This is a genomic window from Pseudomonas sp. RIT778, from assembly GCF_019718735.1.
Taxonomy (GTDB): domain Bacteria; phylum Pseudomonadota; class Gammaproteobacteria; order Pseudomonadales; family Pseudomonadaceae; genus Aquipseudomonas; species Aquipseudomonas aphyarum.
Genome location: NZ_JAIHBA010000017.1, coordinates 1 through 16,992 on the forward strand (window position 1 = coordinate 1; position 16,992 = coordinate 16,992).

The following is a 16,992-nucleotide window of genomic DNA, read 5'->3' on the forward strand; positions in this document are numbered from 1 at the left end:
TTCTTCAGCGCCACGTTACCGTCGAGCAACTCGACGCCGACATTCACGCAATGCTGTTTGACCCGCTCCAGCGCCCGCTCGCGCAAGCCGTGGTTGTGCCAGAGCCACGCACCGGCGACGGCGAACAGCATCAGCACGAAAATGTTTTCCAGGGTGAGCATCAACACGAAACTCCAAATGATGGCGTCAGCTTAACTGCGTCGCCGGTCTGTCGTACAGGCTGCGTTTCGTCGCATACTGCGCGGCTTGAATTTCAATCGTTTTACGGAAAAACCCGAATGAAACGTACGCCTCATCTGCTCGCCATCCAGTCCCATGTGGTGTTCGGCCACGCCGGCAACAGCGCTGCGGTTTTTCCGATGCAGCGGGTCGGGGTGAATGTCTGGCCGCTCAATACGGTGCAGTTCTCCAACCACACGCAGTACGGCCAGTGGGCCGGCGAAGTGCTGGCGCCGCACCGGATCCCGGAACTGGTCGAAGGCATCGCCGCCATCGGTGAGCTGGGCAATTGCGATGCGGTGCTGTCCGGTTATCTCGGCAGTGCGGCGCAGGGCCGGGCGATTCTCAGTGGCATCGAGCGGATCAAGGCGGTCAACCCGAAAGCCCTTTATCTGTGCGACCCGGTAATGGGGCATCCGGAAAAGGGTTGCAGCGTTCCCGCCGAGGTCAGTGATTTCCTGCTGGAAGAGGCCGCCGCTGTTGCGGACTTCATGTGCCCGAACCAGTTGGAGCTGGACAGCTTCTCCGGGCGCAAGCCGCAGTCGCTGTTCGATTGCCTGGCGATGGCGCGGGCGCTTCTGGCACGTGGCCCGAAAGCGGTGCTGGTCAAACATCTGGATTATCCGGGCAAACCGGCGGATGGCTTTGAAATGTTGCTGGTGACGGCCGATGGCAGCTGGCATCTGCGGCGTCCGCTGCTGGCGTTTCCGCGTCAGCCGGTGGGGGTGGGCGATCTGACGTCAGGTCTGTTCCTGGCGCGCGTGCTGCTCGGGGATAGCCTGGTGGCAGCGTTTGAATTCACCGCAGCAGCGGTGCATGAAGTGCTGCTGGAAACCCAGGCTTGCGCAAGTTACGAGCTGCAGCTGGTGCGAGCGCAGGACCGGATTGCGCATCCGCGGGTGAAGTTCGAAGCCACGCCGATCAGTCTGTAAGACCGAGTTGCCCCATTCGCGAGCAAGCCCGCTCCCACAGGAGGAACGCATTCCAAATGTGGGAGCGGGCTTGCTCGCGAAAGCTATCTGCAGAGCGCCATAGATCGAAGGGCTGATCAGGCGTCGCCCTTGATTTCCTGATAGCGCTTTTCCAGCTCCTGACGGATCTGCCGGCGTTGCTGCGCCTGCATGTAGCGGCGCTTGTCTTCGCTGTTCTGCGGTTGCAGCGGCGGTACGGCGGCGGGTTTGCGCTGATCGTCCACCGCGACCATGGTGAAGAAGCAGCTGTTGGTGTGGCGCACCGAGCGCTCGCGGATGTTCTCGGTCACCACTTTGATACCGACTTCCATCGAGGTGTTGCCGGTGTAGTTCACCGACGCCAGGAAAGTCACCAGTTCGCCGACGTGGATCGGCTCGCGGAAAATTACCTGATCCACCGACAGGGTCACCACGTAGCGGCCGGCATAACGGCTGGCGCAGGCGTAGGCCACTTCGTCGAGGTATTTGAGCAGGGTGCCGCCGTGGACATTGCCAGAGAAGTTGGCCATGTCGGGGGTCATCAGTACCGTCATCGACAGCTGGGCGTTTCCGGGTTCCATAACGTTCTCACGGGTCAAGGCAGGGTTGCTGGAAGAAACACCTCTGCGGGTGCCTGGTCGCTTTTCAAAAGCACCGTTATCGGGACGCCAGGCAACTGGCCGCCGTCACGCCCGAATCGATCTGTTTCCATATATTGCACCGCCTTTCAGCCGGAAGTCGCGGTGTTACCCTGCAAAAGCCCACCCCAAGGGCGATTCCTACACCCAAAGCGGATTTTTACTCAGCTCGCCCAGACATTTCCCATGCCTGCGTGAGCCTCGTCATTCAAGGAGCCCACACCATGCATGCCATCAGCTTTATTCAGGATCTGGCGGTGATCATGTTGGTCGCAGGTGTGGTGACCGTGCTGTTTCACCGCTTCAAGCAGCCGGTAGTGCTCGGCTACATCGTCGCCGGCTTCATCATCGGCCCGCACACACCGCCCTTCGGCCTGATCCACGACGAAGAAACCATCAAGACCCTCGCCGAGCTGGGAGTGATTTTCCTGATGTTCTGCCTGGGCCTGGAGTTCAGCCTGCGCAAGTTGTTCAAGGTCGGCGCCACGGCCTTCATCGCAGCGTTCCTCGAAATCGTGCTGATGATCTGGATCGGCTACGAAATCGGCCGCTGGTTCGACTGGAACACCATGGATTCGCTGTTCCTCGGCGCGATCCTGGCGATTTCCTCGACCACCATCATCGTCAAGGCGCTCAACGACCTGAAGATGAAAAACGAGCGCTTCGCCCAGTTGATCTTCGGCGTGCTGATCGTCGAGGACATTCTCGGCATCGGCATCATCGCCTTGCTGTCGAGCATCGCTGTCAGCGGCACGGTGAGTTCCGGCGAAGTGTTTTCTACCGTCGGCAAGCTCTCACTGTTCATGATCGTCGCCTTGGTTGTCGGCATTCTGTTGGTGCCGCGACTGTTGGCCTACGTGGCAAAATTCGAAAGCAACGAGATGCTGCTGATCACCGTGCTGGGCCTGTGTTTCGGCTTCTGCCTGCTGGTGGTCAAACTCGAGTACAGCATGGTGCTCGGGGCGTTCCTGATCGGCGCGATCATGGCCGAGTCGCGGCAACTGCTGAAAATCGAGCGCCTGATCGAGCCGGTTCGCGACCTGTTCAGTGCGATCTTCTTCGTCGCCATCGGCCTGATGCTCGATCCGATGATTCTTCTGCAATACGCGTGGCCGATTGCGGTGATCACGGTCGCCGTGGTGCTGGGCAAGATGCTGTCCTGTGGCCTCGGGGCGTTTATCGCAGGGAATGACGGACGAACCTCACTGCGGGTCGGGATGGGGCTTTCGCAGATTGGCGAATTCTCCTTCATCATCGCGGCGCTGGGGATGACCCTCCAGGTCACCAGCAACTTCCTGTATCCGGTGGCCGTGGCGGTTTCGGTGATTACCACGTTGCTGACGCCGTACCTGATCCGGGCTGCCGATCCGCTGTCGATCAAGCTGTCTGCCGCGATGCCGCAGCGCCTCGGTCGAGTGTTCGGGATGTACGGCGAGTGGCTGCGCAGCATTCAGCCGCAGGGTGAGGGCGCGATGCTGGTGTCCATGATCCGGCGGATTCTGCTGCAGGTCGGGGTCAATCTGGCGCTGGTGATCGCGATCTTCTTTGCCGGCGCTTTCTTTGCCGGGCGCCTCTCGATCTGGATGCAGGACTGGATCAGCGATCCGAGCTGGCAGAAGGCGTTGATCTGGGGCGGGGCGCTGCTGGTGTCGTTGCCGTTCCTGATCGCGGCCTATCGGAAGCTCAAGGCGCTGTCGATGCTGTTGGCGGAGATGGGCGTGAAGCCGGAAATGGCCGGGCGTCACACACAGCGAGTGCGCCGGGTGATCGCCGAAGTGATCCCGATTATCTCGCTGCTGGTGATTTTCCTGCTGTTGGCAGCCTTGTCGGCCAGTATCTTGCCGACCAACAAGTTGCTGGTGCTGATCGCCGTAGTCGCGGCCGCCGTGGCGGCGCTGCTCTGGCGCTGGTTCATCCGGGTGCACACGCGGATGCAGGTGGCCCTGCTGGAAACCCTCGACAACCACAAGGAGCCGTCGGGGCACTGACCACCCATGGTGCGGGGCGTTTCAGCTTTCCAGCCAGACGTCCCGCGCCCAGTGCCAGACCGATTCCCAGGACTCTTCGGTGATCAGTTCTTCTTCGCCCGACCACAGCACCACGGTGCCGTCTTCTTCGACGCAGTAGTAGTCGTCACCGTCCTGGCAGATCGGGATCAGGTCGCGCGGCACGCCGGCATCCCAGGCATTGGCGGCGACGTCCGGCAGGTAGGTGTGGGATTGCGGGTCGGTGACGGTCACCGGCTCCAGACTGCCGTAAACCACGTCGCTGACGGTCAGCAGAAACTCTTTGAAGACGAACGGGATGTTGATGAAGAGCTCTTCTTCGATTTCCACCAACTGGTCTTCGTCGGGCAACTCCAGGGGAACCGGTACGGGTTCGTTGGCTTCGCGCAGTTGTTCGATGATTTCTTCCACGTCCGGGATCCTCTTGCTTGAATGGCGCGGTTTATATGGGGCGGTTTATACAGTAGCTCGCTATAGATGCAACCGCGAAATAGAAAACCCCGGCCGAGGCCGGGGTTTTCATTACTGCGGGTAAAACGTCGGAGGTGATCAGCCGTTCTGGCGGATACCGGCGACCAGCCAAGGCTGGTTGTCGCCCTGTGGACGTTCCATGTTCCAGCTTTCGCTGAACACTTCGCCCTGCTGGTCGAAACGCGAGGTCTTCGACACGCCGTTGAAGGTCAGGGTGGCGATGGTCTTGTCCGCACGATCATCCACGCCATCCAGTTGTACCTGGAGGTTGTCGATGTAGGTGGACTGGAACGCATCACCCAGTTCCGCGCGCTCGCGTTTGAGGAACTCGAACATTTGCGGGGTCACGAACTCGGCGATCTTGTCCATTTCGTTGGCGTCCCAATGCTGCTGCAGCGCCTGGAAGTGGCTGCGGGCGGCTTCAAGGAAGCGCTGTTCGTTGAACCAGGCCGGCGCGTTGATCACCGGACGGGCGGCAGCAGGCGCGGCCGAACCACCGAAGATCGAACCCATGGCTGCTGGTTTCTGTTCGAACACTTCACGCTGCATCGGCGCGCCGGCCGGAGCGAACTGCTCCTGCTGCTTGCGACGACGGGCGGCGATGAAGCGGAAGATCACGAACGCGATCACGGCCATGATCAGGATGTCGAAGAACTGCATGCCTTCGAAGCCGCCGCCCATGAACATGGAAGCGAGCAGGCCACCGGCCGCGATGCCGGCCAGAGGGCCGAGCCATTTCGAAGCACCGCCGGCCTTGGCCGCAGCGCCCGCGGCACCGGCAGCACCAGCAGTCGCCGCAGCGCCGCCCATGCCTGGGGAAGAAGGAGCCATCTGGCTGGTCTGGTGCGTCGGCGCAGCGCCGGCGCTTTTGCCACCACCAAAGCGCTTGGCGTTGGCGTCGAGGCTCATCGTCAGGCCGATGCACAACGCCATGGCGATGCTAAGAAAACGTTTCATAAAGGGAATTCCCGTTTGTGGAGACACGCGCGCCATGTTGCACAGCTGAAGTGTTACTGGCTAGCGAGAGAGTGTTTCGGGCTTTTGCCTGACAGGTTACGTTCAGCTCGGTCGGGGCAATAAGGCCATGTACTTTTGTCTGTAGGAAAAGGAGATAGGTTCAGCAGGAAATGGATCAGCGCCGAAAAGCCAGCATCACCACGCCGGCAGTGATAAGGCCGATACCGCCCCACTGGCGCAGGTCGAGTTTCTCGCCCAGCAGGATCACACCGAGCACCGCCACGAAGACCACGCTGAGCTTGTCCACCGGGGCGACCAGCGATGCCGGGCCGACTTTCAACGCCCGGAAGTAGCACAGCCACGAAGCACCGGTACCCAGGCCCGACAACAGCAGAAACAGGTAGCTCTTGGCGGAGATCGATCCCAAGGACTGATATTGGCCCGTTGCGTACAAAATCAAGGCTAGACTGACCAATACGACGATTGTGCGCAGCAGGGTAGCGAAGTCGGAGTTGACGTTTTCGATGCCGATCTTGGCGAAGATGGCCGTCAGCGCGGCGAAGGTGGCCGAGAGCAGGGCCCAGAACGTCCAGGAAGAAAAGAAGCCCGAGCCCATGGATGTTGCCTCCAGTGTTCGTGTCCGATCGTTCCCACGCTCTGCGTGGTAACGCCGCCATGGACGCTCCGCGTCCACAGTGACGCAGAGCGTCACGGGATGCATTCCCACGCAGAGCGTGGGAACGATGAGCAACGACGGGCTGCCCCTAAATGGCTTCCAGCTTCGCGTACCCGAGCATCAGCCACTTGCTGCCTTCGGCGAAGTTCACCTGCACCCGGGCCTGGGCGCCGGCGCCTTCGAAGTTGAGGATCACGCCGTCGCCGAAGATTGAGTGACGGACAGCCTGGCCAAGGCTCAGGCCGGTTTCCGGAATCTCGCTGCCGCGGAACAGGTTGCTGCCCCCCATCGACTGGTTGCCGCCGAACGGCCGGCTGACGCTGTTGGACAGGCGTACTTCCTGAATCAGGCCTTTCGGTACTTCCCGTACGAAACGCGACACCTTGTTGTAGGTTTCGCTGCCGTACAGGCGTCGGGTTTCAGCATAGGTCATCACCAGATTCTGCATCGCCCGGGTAATGCCGACATAGGCCAGTCGCCGCTCCTCCTCAAGGCGCCCCGGTTCTTCCAGGCTCATCTTGTGCGGGAACAGGCCTTCTTCCATGCCCACCAGGAACACGTAAGGGAATTCCAGGCCCTTGGCGCTGTGCAGGGTCATCAGCTGAATGCTGTCTTCGTGTTCGTCGGCCTGAGTGTCGCCGGCCTCCAGCGAAGCGTGGCCGAGGAACGCCGCCAGTGGCGTCAGCTCTTCGTCTTCTTCGGTGTTCTCGAAGTTGCGCGCGGCGCTGACCAGTTCCTCAAGGTTTTCCACCCGGGCCTGGCCTTTCTCGCCTTTTTCCGCTTCGTGGTAGGCGATCAGCCCGGACTGCTCGATAACGGTCTGGGTCATCAGGTGCAACGGCATCTCGGCGCACTTGGCGGCGAGGTTTTCGATCAGTTCGATAAACGCGCCCAGCGCACCGGCGGCGCGACCGGTCAGGCCTTTGTTGGCCACCAGCTGGCGCATGGCTTCCCACATCGACACATCGCTGTGACGGGCATGGTCGCGAATCGCTTCGACGGTTTTCTCGCCGATGCCGCGAGCCGGGACGTTGATCACCCGCTCCAGCGCCGCATCGTTGCCACGACCTTCCAGCAAACGCAGGTAAGCCATGGCGTTCTTGATTTCCGCCCGCTCGAAGAAGCGCTGGCCGCCATAGATGCGGTACGGAATGCGTTCACGCAGCAACGCTTCTTCCAGAACGCGCGATTGGGCATTGGAGCGGTAGAGAATCGCGATATCGCTGCGAGCCAGGCCGGTTTTCAGCGCGCTTTCGATGGTTTCGACAACGTAGCGTGCTTCATCGTGTTCGTTGAAGGCGGCGTAAAGGTTGATCGCTTCGCCGTCGCCGCCATCGGTCCACAGTTCTTTTCCCAGGCGCCCGGTGTTATTGGCGATCAAGGCGTTGGCGGCTTTCAGGATGCCGGCCGTGGAGCGGTAGTTCTGCTCCAGACGGATGGTCACCGAATCCGGGAAGTCGGAAGAGTATTGGTGGATGTTCTCGATTTTCGCGCCGCGCCAGCCGTAGATCGACTGGTCGTCGTCGCCGACCACCATCAGGCTGTCGCCGCCCTTGCCCAGCAGACGCAACCAGGCGTACTGCACGGCGTTGGTGTCCTGGAATTCGTCCACCAGAATGTGCCGGAAACGCTTCTGGTAATGCGCCAGCAGGCCCGGGTGGTCGCGCCACAGGTCGAGGGCGCGCAGCAGCAGTTCGGAAAAATCGATGACGCCGGCACGCTGGCACGCCGCCTCGTACGCTTCATAAATGCCGCGCATGGTCGCCAGGAACAAATCGCCGCTGGCTTGAATGTGTTGCGGACGCAGACCTTCGTCTTTCTGCCCGTTGATGAACCACTGGGCCTGACGGGCCGGCCAGCGTTGCTCGTCCAGCCCCAACTCGCGAATTACCCGCTTGACCAGTCGCTGCTGGTCGTCGCTGTCGAGAATCTGGAACGTCTGGCTCAGCCCGGCTTCCTGCCAGTGCGCCCGCAACAGGCGGTGCGCCAGGCCGTGGAAGGTGCCGACCCACATGCCGGCCGGGTTGATGCCCAGCAACTGCTCGATGCGGTGACGCATCTCGGCAGCGGCTTTATTGGTGAAGGTCACCGACAGAATCGAGTGGGGCGAGGCGTTTTCGACCTGGATCAACCAGGCGATACGGTGCACCAGCACTCGGGTTTTGCCGGAGCCGGCACCGGCCAGGACCAATTGACGACCAACGGGAGCCGCTACGGCCTGGCGTTGGGCATCGTTGAGGGAGTTCAGCAGAAGGGAGAGATCATCGCGCATCGGGGCATTCTAGGGTGCGCCGCAGGCCCGGGCAAACCGAGCTTTGCATTAGCCGATGAAAGTGCTGCCCGTGACGACCGGTCGGTCACCGGCTACAGGCGTTGGCCCGCCTGGCGTCGGGGCTTTGGCGGGTGACGAGCGGCGGAAAAGTTTCGGTGAAATTATGATCTGGGGCAGTTTGGCAAGTGGTTCGGCTTGTGTATGCTCCGTCCACGTTTCCGGGCGCATGCTCACACTTATAAGAACAAGAACGTTGCCTATGACCCTCAGCTTCGACCTGTCGGGCCCCTCTGTGGAACCCCGGGTAATCCGCAAGCATTACGCCACCCAGATGGCGGTCGAGCGCACGCGCCTTCTTTATCAGGGTTCGCTGTTGCCCACCCTGTTCATGTTGATCAATGGTCTGGTCTGCGCCGGTCTGCTCTGGAGCCCGCAGCGTTACTTCGTGGTCAGCGTCTGGCTGGTGTGGCTGCTGTCGCTGGTGGCGTTGCGGGTGATTCAGGTCGCGGCCTTCGATTCGGCGATTCCCGATCGCCAGGCCCAGCCGATCTGGGGCCGGATGTTCCTGCTCGGCTCGACCATGACCGGCCTGACCCTCGCTGGCGCCGGCATCGCTCTGGTTCCCGCCGACAACTTCATGCAGCAGGCCTGGGTGTTCGGCCTGATCGGCGCCGCGACCCTGTCGGCCAGCGTGGCTTACGCCGTGAGTATTCCGGCATTCCTTTCCTTTACCTTGCCATGCCTGCTGCCGGCCATCGGCTACCTGTTCTGGGGCGGTGACGAACTGGCGCGCGGCTGGGGCTGGCTCGGGCTGATCCTGCTCGGCTCCCTGAGTGTGGTGGCGTGGCAGGTCAATCGGCTTATCGATCGTGGACTGCTGCGGCGCTTTCAGAACCAGCACCTGATCGAGCACCTGCAACAGACACAAACCCGCAGCGAACAGCTCAATCAGGAGCTGGCGAAGGAAATCGAGCACCGGCGTTGCGCTGAGGGCAAGTTGCGTGAAGCCCAGGTCGAGCTGGAAGACCGGGTCGCCCAGCGCAGCCGGGAACTGGACGTCGCCAACCAGGCCCTGAGCAAAAGCGAGGCGCGCCTGGCCCTGGCGTTGAAAGCCAGTGAGCTGGGGCTGTGGGACTGGAACCTGCAGACTGACGAAGTTCACCACACGCAGATTCAGGAACTGTTTGGCATTGACCCGGAATACGTCACCGGGCTGCTCAGGCACCTGCGGCCACGCCTGCACCCGGAAGATGTGCCGCCACTCAAGCGCGCGCTGATCGAGCACTTGAAGGGGCGCACCGAGGATTATCAGATCGAATACCGCGTGCGCCACGGCGACGGCCACTGGGTCTGGATCGAAGACCGTGGGCGAGCGGTGGAGCGCGACGAGAACGGGCGGGTCATCCGCATGGTCGGCACCCGCCGCGACATTAGCGTCAGCAAAAGCCTGGAAGCCCAGCAACAATTGGCGGCGACGGTGTTCGAGGCCGCCAGCGAAGGCATCGTGATCCTCGACCCGAATTATTCGCTGATCGCCATCAATCAGGCCTTCAGCCGGGTCACCGGGTATGACATCGACGACATGCTCGGGCGCAACGTCGTCGAATTGCCGTGCAGCCGCGACGCCCGCCGGCACTACGTCGCGATCCGCCACGCGCTGGAACAGCACGGCAGCTGGCAGGGCGAACTGGTGGAAACCCGCAAGAACGGCGAGCTGTATCCTCAGTGGCTGCAATTGAATGCCGTACGCGACAGTCGGGGAAATGTGAGCCATATCGTCGGCTTCTTCGCCGATCTGTCGGCGCGCCGTGAATCCGAAGAGCGAATGCGCTACCTGACCCACTACGACGAACTCACCGGCCTGGCCAATCGCTCATTGTTCCGCGAACGCCTGCACGAAGCCCATCAGCGCGTGCGGCAGGGCGGGCGCCGGAGTCTGGCGCTGCTGCACATCAATCTGGATCGCTTCAAGCTGCTCAACGACAGCCTCGGCCACGAGATCGCCGACCAGTTGCTGCAAAAGATGTCTCGGCGGCTGGTCAACGCCTTGCCGGAAGCCGACACCATCGCCCGGCTGTCCGGCGACGAGTTCGCGGTGCTGTTCGACGCCTACGGCAACCTGTCGAGCCTGGCGCGGGTCGCCACGCGGCTGTCGACCAAGCTGCGACTGCCGTTGACCGTGGAAGGGCACGAATTGGTAGTAAGTGCTTCGATGGGCATCAGCATGCTGCCCGATAACGCCCGGGAGATTTCCGCGCTGGTCAGCCAGTCGAACATGGCCATGCAACATGCCAAGCACCTGGGCGGCAACAACTTTCAGTTCTACACCGACAGTCTGCAGGCCAGCACGCTGGAGCGCCTGCAACTGGAAAACCAGCTGCGCAAAGCCATCGAGGAAAAGCAGCTCAACGTCTTCTATCAACCGAAACTGTGCCTGGCGACCGGTCGTCTCAACGCGGCGGAAGCGCTGGTGCGCTGGGATCACCCGACCATGGGCCGGGTGCCGCCGGGGGATTTCATCGGCCTGGCCGAAGAAACAGGGCTGATCGGGCCGATCGGCGAATTCGTCCTGCGCCAGGCCTGCTGGCAGGCGTGCGAATGGCAGCGTCAGGGGCTGGCACCGATCCGGGTTTCGGTGAACCTGTCGGTGCATCAATTGCGCCAAGGCAAACTGGTCAGTCTGGTACGTCAGGTGCTGGAGGAAACCGGCCTGGCGCCGCACTACCTCGAACTGGAACTGACCGAAAGCCAGCTGCTCGACAGCGTCGAACACATCATCGCCACGTTCCAGCAGTTGCGGGATCTGGGGGTGAAGCTGGCCATCGACGATTTCGGCACCGGCTATTCATCGCTGAGCTATCTGAAACGGATTCCGGTGGACTACGTGAAGATCGATCAGGCCTTTATTCGCGGGTTGGGCGAGGGCAGCGAGGACGCGGCGATCACCCGGGCGATCATTGCGATGGCTCACGGGCTGTCACTGAAAGTTGTCGCCGAAGGTGTCGAGCGATCCGAGCAGTTGGCGTTTCTGAAAACTGAAGGTTGCGACGAGGTGCAGGGCTATCTGATCAGCCGTCCGGTGGAGGCGGTCGGCCTTGCCGCGTTGTTGCGTGAACAGGAAAAACCGCTGTAAAGGGCTACATGCAGCGCATGTCGCCTGATCCGGGGGGATCGAGTTACGCATTGAGCAGGCAAAAAGCCGATTCATGTAGTATAACTACAAGCTTGCTACATCCCCGGCATCTGGCCAAAGCACATCTTTCCATAACAAGAGTCCAGCCCCTTGAATCTGCTGCAACACATCGCCCAGTCACGTCACCTGTTACGCAAGTCGGAGCTCAAGGTCGCCGACCACGTGCTGCTTGACCCTGCGGCAGTGATGCACAGTTCCATGGCCGACCTGGCCCACAGCGTCGGCATCAGCGAGCCGACCATCGTGCGCTTCTGCCGGGCCATCGGTTGTTCCGGTTTCCAGGATCTGAAACTCAAGCTCGCGCAAAGCCTCGCGGCCGGCGCCAGCTTCGGTCAGTTCGCGATCCATGAAGACGATTCCGTTGCCGACTACAGCCTGAAGATTTTCGACACCACGTTGCACACGCTGATGGAGGTTCGCGAAAAGCTCGATCCTCTGGAGCTGCAACGGGCGGTGACGCTGATGTCCCAGGCCCAGCGCGTCGAGTTCTACGGTTTTGGTGCGTCGGGCGCGGTGGCGGCGGATGCACAGCACAAGTTCTTCCGTTTGCTGCTGACCGCCGCGGCGTATTCCGACCCGCACATGCAGGCGATGTCGGCGGTGACGCTGAAGCCGACCGACGTGGCGATCTGCATTTCCCAGTCCGGCCGTTCCAAAGACCTGCTGATTACCGCCAACCTCGTTCGCGAGAGCGGTGCTTCGCTGATCACCTTGTGCCCGAGCCAGACACCGCTGGCCGAGTTGTCGACCGTCAACCTGGCGATCGACGTTCACGAAGACACCGAAATCTACACGCCGCTGACTTCGCGTATCGCTCACCTGGTGGTGATCGACGTATTGGCGATGGGCGTGGCCATGGCGCGTGGGCCGAGCCTGGTCAACCACCTCAAGAGCGTCAAGCGCAGCCTGCGCAGCTTGCGGCTGTCGCCAAAATCGGTGAAAGCGCTGGATGACTGATTGTTGTGGGGTGACGGCAATCTTCATCTGCCTGTAACCCCGACGCAGCCAAATCGTCATCCACCGCGCCTATCGTGAAACTCCCGTAATCGCCTTGGGAGACTCGAAATGGCTCAGCCTTACGAAGAACGCAACAGCGCCGCGAAAACCCGTCGTCAGCAGGAAGACCAGCGCCGCATGGAGTTTCGCCGCGCTATCGAAGATCGCTTCGAACTCCGCCAGCTTCAGGCCGAAATCGGCGATTTTCCCGAGGACATCAATCACTGGCAGGCAGCGCCGGCAGCTTCCCGTCGAAGCGCTCAACCAGCGCGCTGATCTGCACCCGTTCGCTGCGGATAAACGCCAGGAAGGCGTGCGCCACCGGTGACAGCCGCTTGGCTTTGGCTTGCACCAGGCACCAGCTGCGAAACAGCGGCAATTCTTCGACCGGCAGCTCCACCAAGCCGCCGGTCGCCAGCTCCAGGTTCAGGGCGTGGCGCGTCAACAGCGCCAGGCCCAGACCCGCCACCACGCATTCACGCTGGGCTTCGGCCGACGCCACTTCCTGGGTCTGGGTGAAGTGCACGCGCTTCTCCTTGAAATACTCCTCGCAGGCCAGTCGCGTACCCGAACCGGGTTCGCGGATCAGCAAGGTGTAAGGTTCCAGATCCTGCAAGCGCAGCGGGCCCATGTGTGCCAGCGGATGATCCGGCCGCGCCACGGCAACGATCGGGTTGTTGAGGAACGGCAGGAATTCCAGGCCCATGTCCTGCGGCACCATCGACATGATCACCAGATCGTCGCGGTTGTCGGAGAGTCGGCGGATCACCTGGCCACGGTTGACCACCGTCAGTTGCAGATTCACTTCCGGATGCTGGCGCTTGAACGCCGCGAACAGGTGCGGCACGAAGTATTTGGCGCTGGATTCCACCGCCAGCTTCAACTGGCCCTGCAGCGAGCCCTGCATGTCCGAGAGCTGCATGTCGAGGTTTTCCAGGCGCCCGAAAATGTCCCGGCTGGCGCGCTGGAGTGCTTCGGCCGCTTCGGTCATGTAGAGTTTTTTGCCCACGTAATCGAATAATGGCTGGCCGATCAGCTCTTCGAGCTGACGAATCTGTAGGCTGACGGCCGGTTGTGTGAGCGACATTTCCTCGGCAGCGCGGCTGTAGGAGCGCAAATCGCACACTTCGTTGAAGATCTGCAATTGACGCAATGTCATACGCATCAAGGACTTACGCATTTTCTACCGACTCTGGCCGCGGGCTGATGCGTTGACTATAAGTCTTTACTTATGCCTGACCCAATTTTTATTCATTTTTGTTAATCCCTTGTCAGCGCTAGTGTGGAGCCGAGACCAGATTGAAACATTTGGTCACGTGCCGACCTGGGTCTAGCAGGTCGTGGTGCCACCGGCTCAAGGGAACCTCCAAGTGATAACAAAGATCCTGATCGCCAACCGTGGTGAGATTGCCGTACGAATCGTGCGTGCCTGCGCCGAGATGGGCATCCGCTCGGTCGCGATCTACTCCGACGCCGACCGGCATGCCTTGCATGTGAAGCGTGCGGACGAGGCCCACAGCATTGGTGCCGAGCCGCTGGCCGGTTACCTGAACCCGCGCAAGCTGGTGAACCTGGCCGTGGAAACCGGCTGCGATGCGCTGCACCCCGGCTACGGTTTCCTATCGGAAAACGCCGAGCTGGCAGACATCTGCGCCGAACGCGGCATCAAATTCATAGGCCCGTCGGCGGAAGTCATCCGCCGCATGGGCGACAAGACCGAAGCGCGCCGCAGCATGATCAAGGCCGGCGTGCCGGTCACGCCTGGCACCGAAGGCAACGTCTCGGGCATCGAGGAAGCGTTGAGCGAGGGCGACCGCATCGGTTACCCGGTGATGCTCAAGGCCACTTCCGGTGGTGGCGGTCGCGGTATCCGTCGCTGCAACAGCCGCGAAGAACTCGAACAGAATTTCCCCCGGGTCATTTCCGAAGCCACCAAGGCCTTCGGTTCGGCGGAAGTGTTCCTGGAAAAATGCATCGTCAATCCGAAACACATCGAAGCGCAGATCCTCGGCGACAGCTTCGGCAACGTCGTGCATCTGTTCGAACGTGACTGCTCGATCCAGCGCCGTAACCAGAAGCTGATCGAAATCGCCCCGAGCCCGCAACTGACCCCGGAACAGCGCGCCTACATCGGCGACCTGTCGGTGCGCGCAGCCAAGGCCGTGGGCTACGAGAACGCCGGCACCGTGGAGTTCCTGCTCGCCGAGGGCGAGGTGTACTTCATGGAGATGAACACCCGGGTGCAGGTGGAACACACCATCACCGAAGAAATCACCGGGATCGACATCGTCCGCGAACAGATCCGCATCGCCTCCGGCCTGCCGCTGTCGGTGAAGCAGGAAGACATCCAGCATCGCGGTTTTGCCCTGCAATTCCGGATCAACGCCGAAGACCCGAAAAACAACTTCCTGCCGAGCTTCGGCAAGATCACGCGCTACTACGCCCCCGGCGGCCCCGGCGTGCGCACCGACACGGCGATCTACACCGGCTACACCATCCCGCCGTTCTACGACTCGATGTGCCTGAAACTGGTGGTCTGGGCGCTGACCTGGGAAGAGGCCATGGACCGCGGCCTGCGCGCGCTCGACGACATGCGTCTGCAAGGCGTGAAGACCACCGCCGCGTACTACCAGGAAATCCTGCGCAACCCGGAGTTCCGTAGCGGCCAGTTCAATACCAGCTTCGTTGAAAGCCACCCTGAACTGACCAACTACTCGATCAAGCGCAAACCCGAAGAGCTGGCCCTGGCCATCGCCGCCGCCATCGCCGCCCACGCAGGCCTGTGAGGAATAGAACAATGACTAAAAAGATTTTCGTAACCGACACCATCCTGCGCGACGCCCACCAATCGCTGCTCGCCACCCGCATGCGCACCGAAGACATGCTGCCGATCTGCGACAAGCTCGACAAAGTCGGCTACTGGTCGCTGGAGTGCTGGGGCGGCGCGACCTTCGACGCCTGCGTGCGTTTCCTGAAGGAAGACCCGTGGGAGCGTCTGCGCCAGCTGCGCGCCGCGCTGCCCAACACCCGTCTGCAAATGCTCCTGCGCGGCCAGAACCTGCTGGGCTACCGCCACTACAGCGATGACGTGGTCAAGGCGTTCGTCGCCAAGGCTGCGGTCAACGGCATCGACGTGTTCCGCATCTTCGATGCAATGAACGACGTGCGTAACCTGCGCGTGGCGATCGAAGCGGTGAAGGCTGCCGGCAAACACGCCCAGGGCACCATCGCCTACACCACCAGCCCGGTGCACACCATCGATGCGTTCGTCGCCCAGGCCAAGCAAATGGAAGCCATGGGTTGCGACTCGGTGGCGATCAAGGACATGGCCGGTCTGCTGACCCCATACGCGACCGGTGAACTGGTACGTGCACTGAAAGCCGAGCAGTCGCTGCCAGTGTTTATCCACTCCCACGACACCGCCGGCCTGGCAACCATGTGCCAGCTCAAGGCCATTGAAAACGGTGCCGACCACATCGACACCGCGATCTCCAGCTTCGCTTCGGGCACCAGTCACCCTGGCACCGAATCGATGGTTGCTGCGCTCAAAGGCACCGAGTTCGATACCGGTCTGAACCTGGAGTTGCTGCAGGAAATCGGCCTGTACTTCTACGCCGTGCGCAAGAAGTACCACCAGTTCGAAAGCGAATTCACCGCCGTCGATACCCGTGTTCAAGTCAACCAGGTGCCTGGCGGGATGATTTCCAACCTGGCCAACCAGTTGAAAGAGCAGGGCGCTCTGAACCGCATGGGCGAAGTGCTGGCGGAGATCCCGCGCGTGCGTGAAGACCTCGGCTTCCCGCCGCTGGTGACTCCGACTTCGCAGATCGTCGGCACCCAGGCGTTCTTCAACGTGCTGGCCGGCGAGCGCTACAAGACCATCACCAACGAGGTGAAGCTCTACCTGCAAGGCGGCTACGGCAAGGCGCCGGGCACCGTGAACGAGAAGCTGCGTCGTCAGGCCATCGGCAGCGAAGAGGTGATCGATGTACGTCCGGCCGATCTGCTCAAGCCGGAAATGACCAAGCTGCGTGCCGATATCGGCGCATTGGCCAAGTCCGAAGAAGACGTGCTGACCTTCGCCATGTTCCCGGACATCGGTCGCAAGTTCCTCGAAGAGCGTGCCGCCGGCACCCTCACCCCGGAAGTGCTGCTGCCGATCCCGGAAGCGGGCAAGGTGGCTTCGGCCGGCGGCGAAGGCGTACCGACCGAGTTCGTCATCGACGTCCACGGCGAAACCTACCGCGTGGACATCACCGGTGTCGGCGTCAAGGCTGAAGGCAAGCGTCATTTCTACCTGTCCATCGATGGTATGCCGGAAGAAGTGGTGTTCGAACCGCTCAACGAATTTGTTGGCGGCGGCAGCAGCAAGCGCAAGCAGGCTTCGGCACCGGGCCATGTCAGCACCACCATGCCGGGCAACATCGTCGATGTGCTGGTCAAGGAAGGCGACACCGTCAAGGCGGGCCAGGCTGTGCTGATCACCGAAGCGATGAAGATGGAGACCGAAGTTCAGGCTGCGATTGCCGGCAAGGTCACCGCCATCCACGTTGCCAAGGGCGACCGGGTGAACCCGGGCGAAATCCTGATCGAGATCGAAGGCTGAGATAACGG

14 protein-coding genes are annotated in these 16,992 nt (G+C 61.5%); 7 read left to right on the forward strand and 7 right to left on the reverse strand.

Translation table 11 applies throughout. From position 1 onward, the window contains the following. The coding region (locus tag K5E37_RS12780) for a DUF3301 domain-containing protein (RefSeq protein ID WP_221534067.1) at positions 1 to 161 on the reverse strand (161 nt) is incomplete at its 3' end. Between the two features lie 117 nt (positions 162 to 278). On the opposite strand from K5E37_RS12780, the gene pdxY reads away from it, so the two are divergent. Further along, entirely contained in the window at positions 279 to 1,151 is an 873-nt protein-coding gene (gene pdxY / locus K5E37_RS12785; protein ID WP_085606240.1) for a pyridoxal kinase PdxY, read from the forward strand. A 116-nt stretch (positions 1,152 to 1,267) separates the two neighbouring features. Here pdxY and K5E37_RS12790 read toward each other — a convergent pair whose 3' ends face one another. Then, positions 1,268 to 1,750: an acyl-CoA thioesterase gene (locus K5E37_RS12790; protein ID WP_003229693.1), complete on the reverse strand. Its 483-nt coding sequence runs from the start codon at positions 1,748 to 1,750 to the stop codon at positions 1,268 to 1,270. A 281-nt stretch (positions 1,751 to 2,031) separates the two neighbouring features. On the opposite strand from K5E37_RS12790, the gene K5E37_RS12795 reads away from it, so the two are divergent. Next, the gene (locus K5E37_RS12795; RefSeq protein ID WP_221534003.1) at positions 2,032 to 3,795 is read left to right on the forward strand and encodes a cation:proton antiporter; all 1,764 of its coding nucleotides are present in this window, start codon (positions 2,032 to 2,034) and stop codon (positions 3,793 to 3,795) included. Positions 3,796 to 3,816: 21 nt separating this feature from the next. Here the strand turns inward: K5E37_RS12795 and K5E37_RS12800 are convergent, their stop codons facing one another. The 4 genes from K5E37_RS12800 to uvrD form a co-directional block, all read right to left on the reverse strand. Further along, a complete protein-coding gene (locus K5E37_RS12800) occupies positions 3,817 to 4,224 on the reverse strand; it encodes an SMI1/KNR4 family protein (RefSeq protein WP_007954245.1) in 408 nt (135 codons plus the stop codon). Positions 4,225 to 4,362: 138 nt separating this feature from the next. After that, on the reverse strand, positions 4,363 to 5,241 hold the full coding sequence (locus tag K5E37_RS12805; RefSeq protein ID WP_007954246.1) for a Tim44 domain-containing protein: 879 nt from the start codon (positions 5,239 to 5,241) through the stop codon (positions 4,363 to 4,365). Positions 5,242 to 5,416: 175 nt separating this feature from the next. Continuing rightward, positions 5,417 to 5,857 carry an EamA family transporter gene (locus K5E37_RS12810; protein WP_085606235.1) on the reverse strand — a complete coding sequence of 147 codons (441 nt, stop codon included), beginning with the start codon at positions 5,855 to 5,857 and terminating at the stop codon, positions 5,417 to 5,419. Between the two features lie 148 nt (positions 5,858 to 6,005). Continuing rightward, positions 6,006 to 8,189 carry a DNA helicase II gene (gene uvrD, locus K5E37_RS12815; RefSeq protein WP_221534004.1) on the reverse strand — a complete coding sequence of 728 codons (2,184 nt, stop codon included), beginning with the start codon at positions 8,187 to 8,189 and terminating at the stop codon, positions 6,006 to 6,008. Between the two features lie 259 nt (positions 8,190 to 8,448). Here uvrD and K5E37_RS12820 point away from each other — a divergent pair, with 259 nt between their 5' ends. The 3 genes from K5E37_RS12820 to K5E37_RS12830 all read left to right on the forward strand — a co-directional run bounded on the left by K5E37_RS12820 (position 8,449) and on the right by K5E37_RS12830 (position 12,654). After that, positions 8,449 to 11,322, forward strand: coding sequence for a bifunctional diguanylate cyclase/phosphodiesterase (locus K5E37_RS12820; RefSeq protein WP_085606233.1), 2,874 nt, complete (start codon positions 8,449 to 8,451; stop codon positions 11,320 to 11,322). A 150-nt stretch (positions 11,323 to 11,472) separates the two neighbouring features. Further along, a complete protein-coding gene (gene hexR, locus K5E37_RS12825) occupies positions 11,473 to 12,339 on the forward strand; it encodes a transcriptional regulator HexR (protein WP_007954250.1) in 867 nt (288 codons plus the stop codon). A gap of 108 nt (positions 12,340 to 12,447) precedes the next feature. Further along, positions 12,448 to 12,654 (forward strand): PA3496 family putative envelope integrity protein, encoded by a 207-nt coding sequence (locus K5E37_RS12830; protein ID WP_007954251.1) that lies wholly within the window; start codon positions 12,448 to 12,450, stop codon positions 12,652 to 12,654. Here K5E37_RS12830 and K5E37_RS12835 read toward each other — a convergent pair. Then, complete coding sequence (locus K5E37_RS12835) at positions 12,596 to 13,558, reverse strand: LysR family transcriptional regulator (protein ID WP_039765068.1); 963 nt, start codon at positions 13,556 to 13,558, stop codon at positions 12,596 to 12,598. The genes K5E37_RS12830 and K5E37_RS12835 overlap by 59 nt on opposite strands. A 190-nt stretch (positions 13,559 to 13,748) precedes the next feature. Between K5E37_RS12835 and K5E37_RS12840 the strand changes: the two genes are divergently transcribed. Continuing rightward, positions 13,749 to 15,164 (forward strand): acetyl-CoA carboxylase biotin carboxylase subunit, encoded by a 1,416-nt coding sequence (locus tag K5E37_RS12840; protein ID WP_007954255.1) that lies wholly within the window; start codon positions 13,749 to 13,751, stop codon positions 15,162 to 15,164. An 11-nt stretch (positions 15,165 to 15,175) separates the two neighbouring features. Continuing rightward, positions 15,176 to 16,984: a sodium-extruding oxaloacetate decarboxylase subunit alpha gene (gene oadA, locus K5E37_RS12845; protein WP_007954260.1), complete on the forward strand. Its 1,809-nt coding sequence runs from the start codon at positions 15,176 to 15,178 to the stop codon at positions 16,982 to 16,984. Positions 16,985 to 16,992: the final 8 nt, after the last annotated feature.

Excerpts from the sequence above, each read along its gene's own strand:
- pdxY (WP_085606240.1), top strand. The coding sequence starts at position 279 with ATGAAACGTACGCCTCATCTGCTCGCCATCCAGTCCCATGTGGTGTTC.
- K5E37_RS12790 (WP_003229693.1), bottom strand. The coding sequence starts at position 1,750 with ATGGAACCCGGAAACGCCCAGCTGTCGATGACGGTACTGATGACCCCC.
- K5E37_RS12795 (WP_221534003.1), top strand. The coding sequence starts at position 2,032 with ATGCATGCCATCAGCTTTATTCAGGATCTGGCGGTGATCATGTTGGTC.
- K5E37_RS12805 (WP_007954246.1), bottom strand. The coding sequence starts at position 5,241 with ATGAAACGTTTTCTTAGCATCGCCATGGCGTTGTGCATCGGCCTGACG.
- K5E37_RS12810 (WP_085606235.1), bottom strand. The coding sequence starts at position 5,857 with ATGGGCTCGGGCTTCTTTTCTTCCTGGACGTTCTGGGCCCTGCTCTCG.
- uvrD (WP_221534004.1), bottom strand. The coding sequence starts at position 8,189 with ATGCGCGATGATCTCTCCCTTCTGCTGAACTCCCTCAACGATGCCCAA.
- K5E37_RS12820 (WP_085606233.1), top strand. The coding sequence starts at position 8,449 with ATGACCCTCAGCTTCGACCTGTCGGGCCCCTCTGTGGAACCCCGGGTA.
- K5E37_RS12830 (WP_007954251.1), top strand. The coding sequence starts at position 12,448 with ATGGCTCAGCCTTACGAAGAACGCAACAGCGCCGCGAAAACCCGTCGT.
- K5E37_RS12835 (WP_039765068.1), bottom strand. The coding sequence starts at position 13,558 with ATGCGTAAGTCCTTGATGCGTATGACATTGCGTCAATTGCAGATCTTC.
- oadA (WP_007954260.1), top strand. The coding sequence starts at position 15,176 with ATGACTAAAAAGATTTTCGTAACCGACACCATCCTGCGCGACGCCCAC.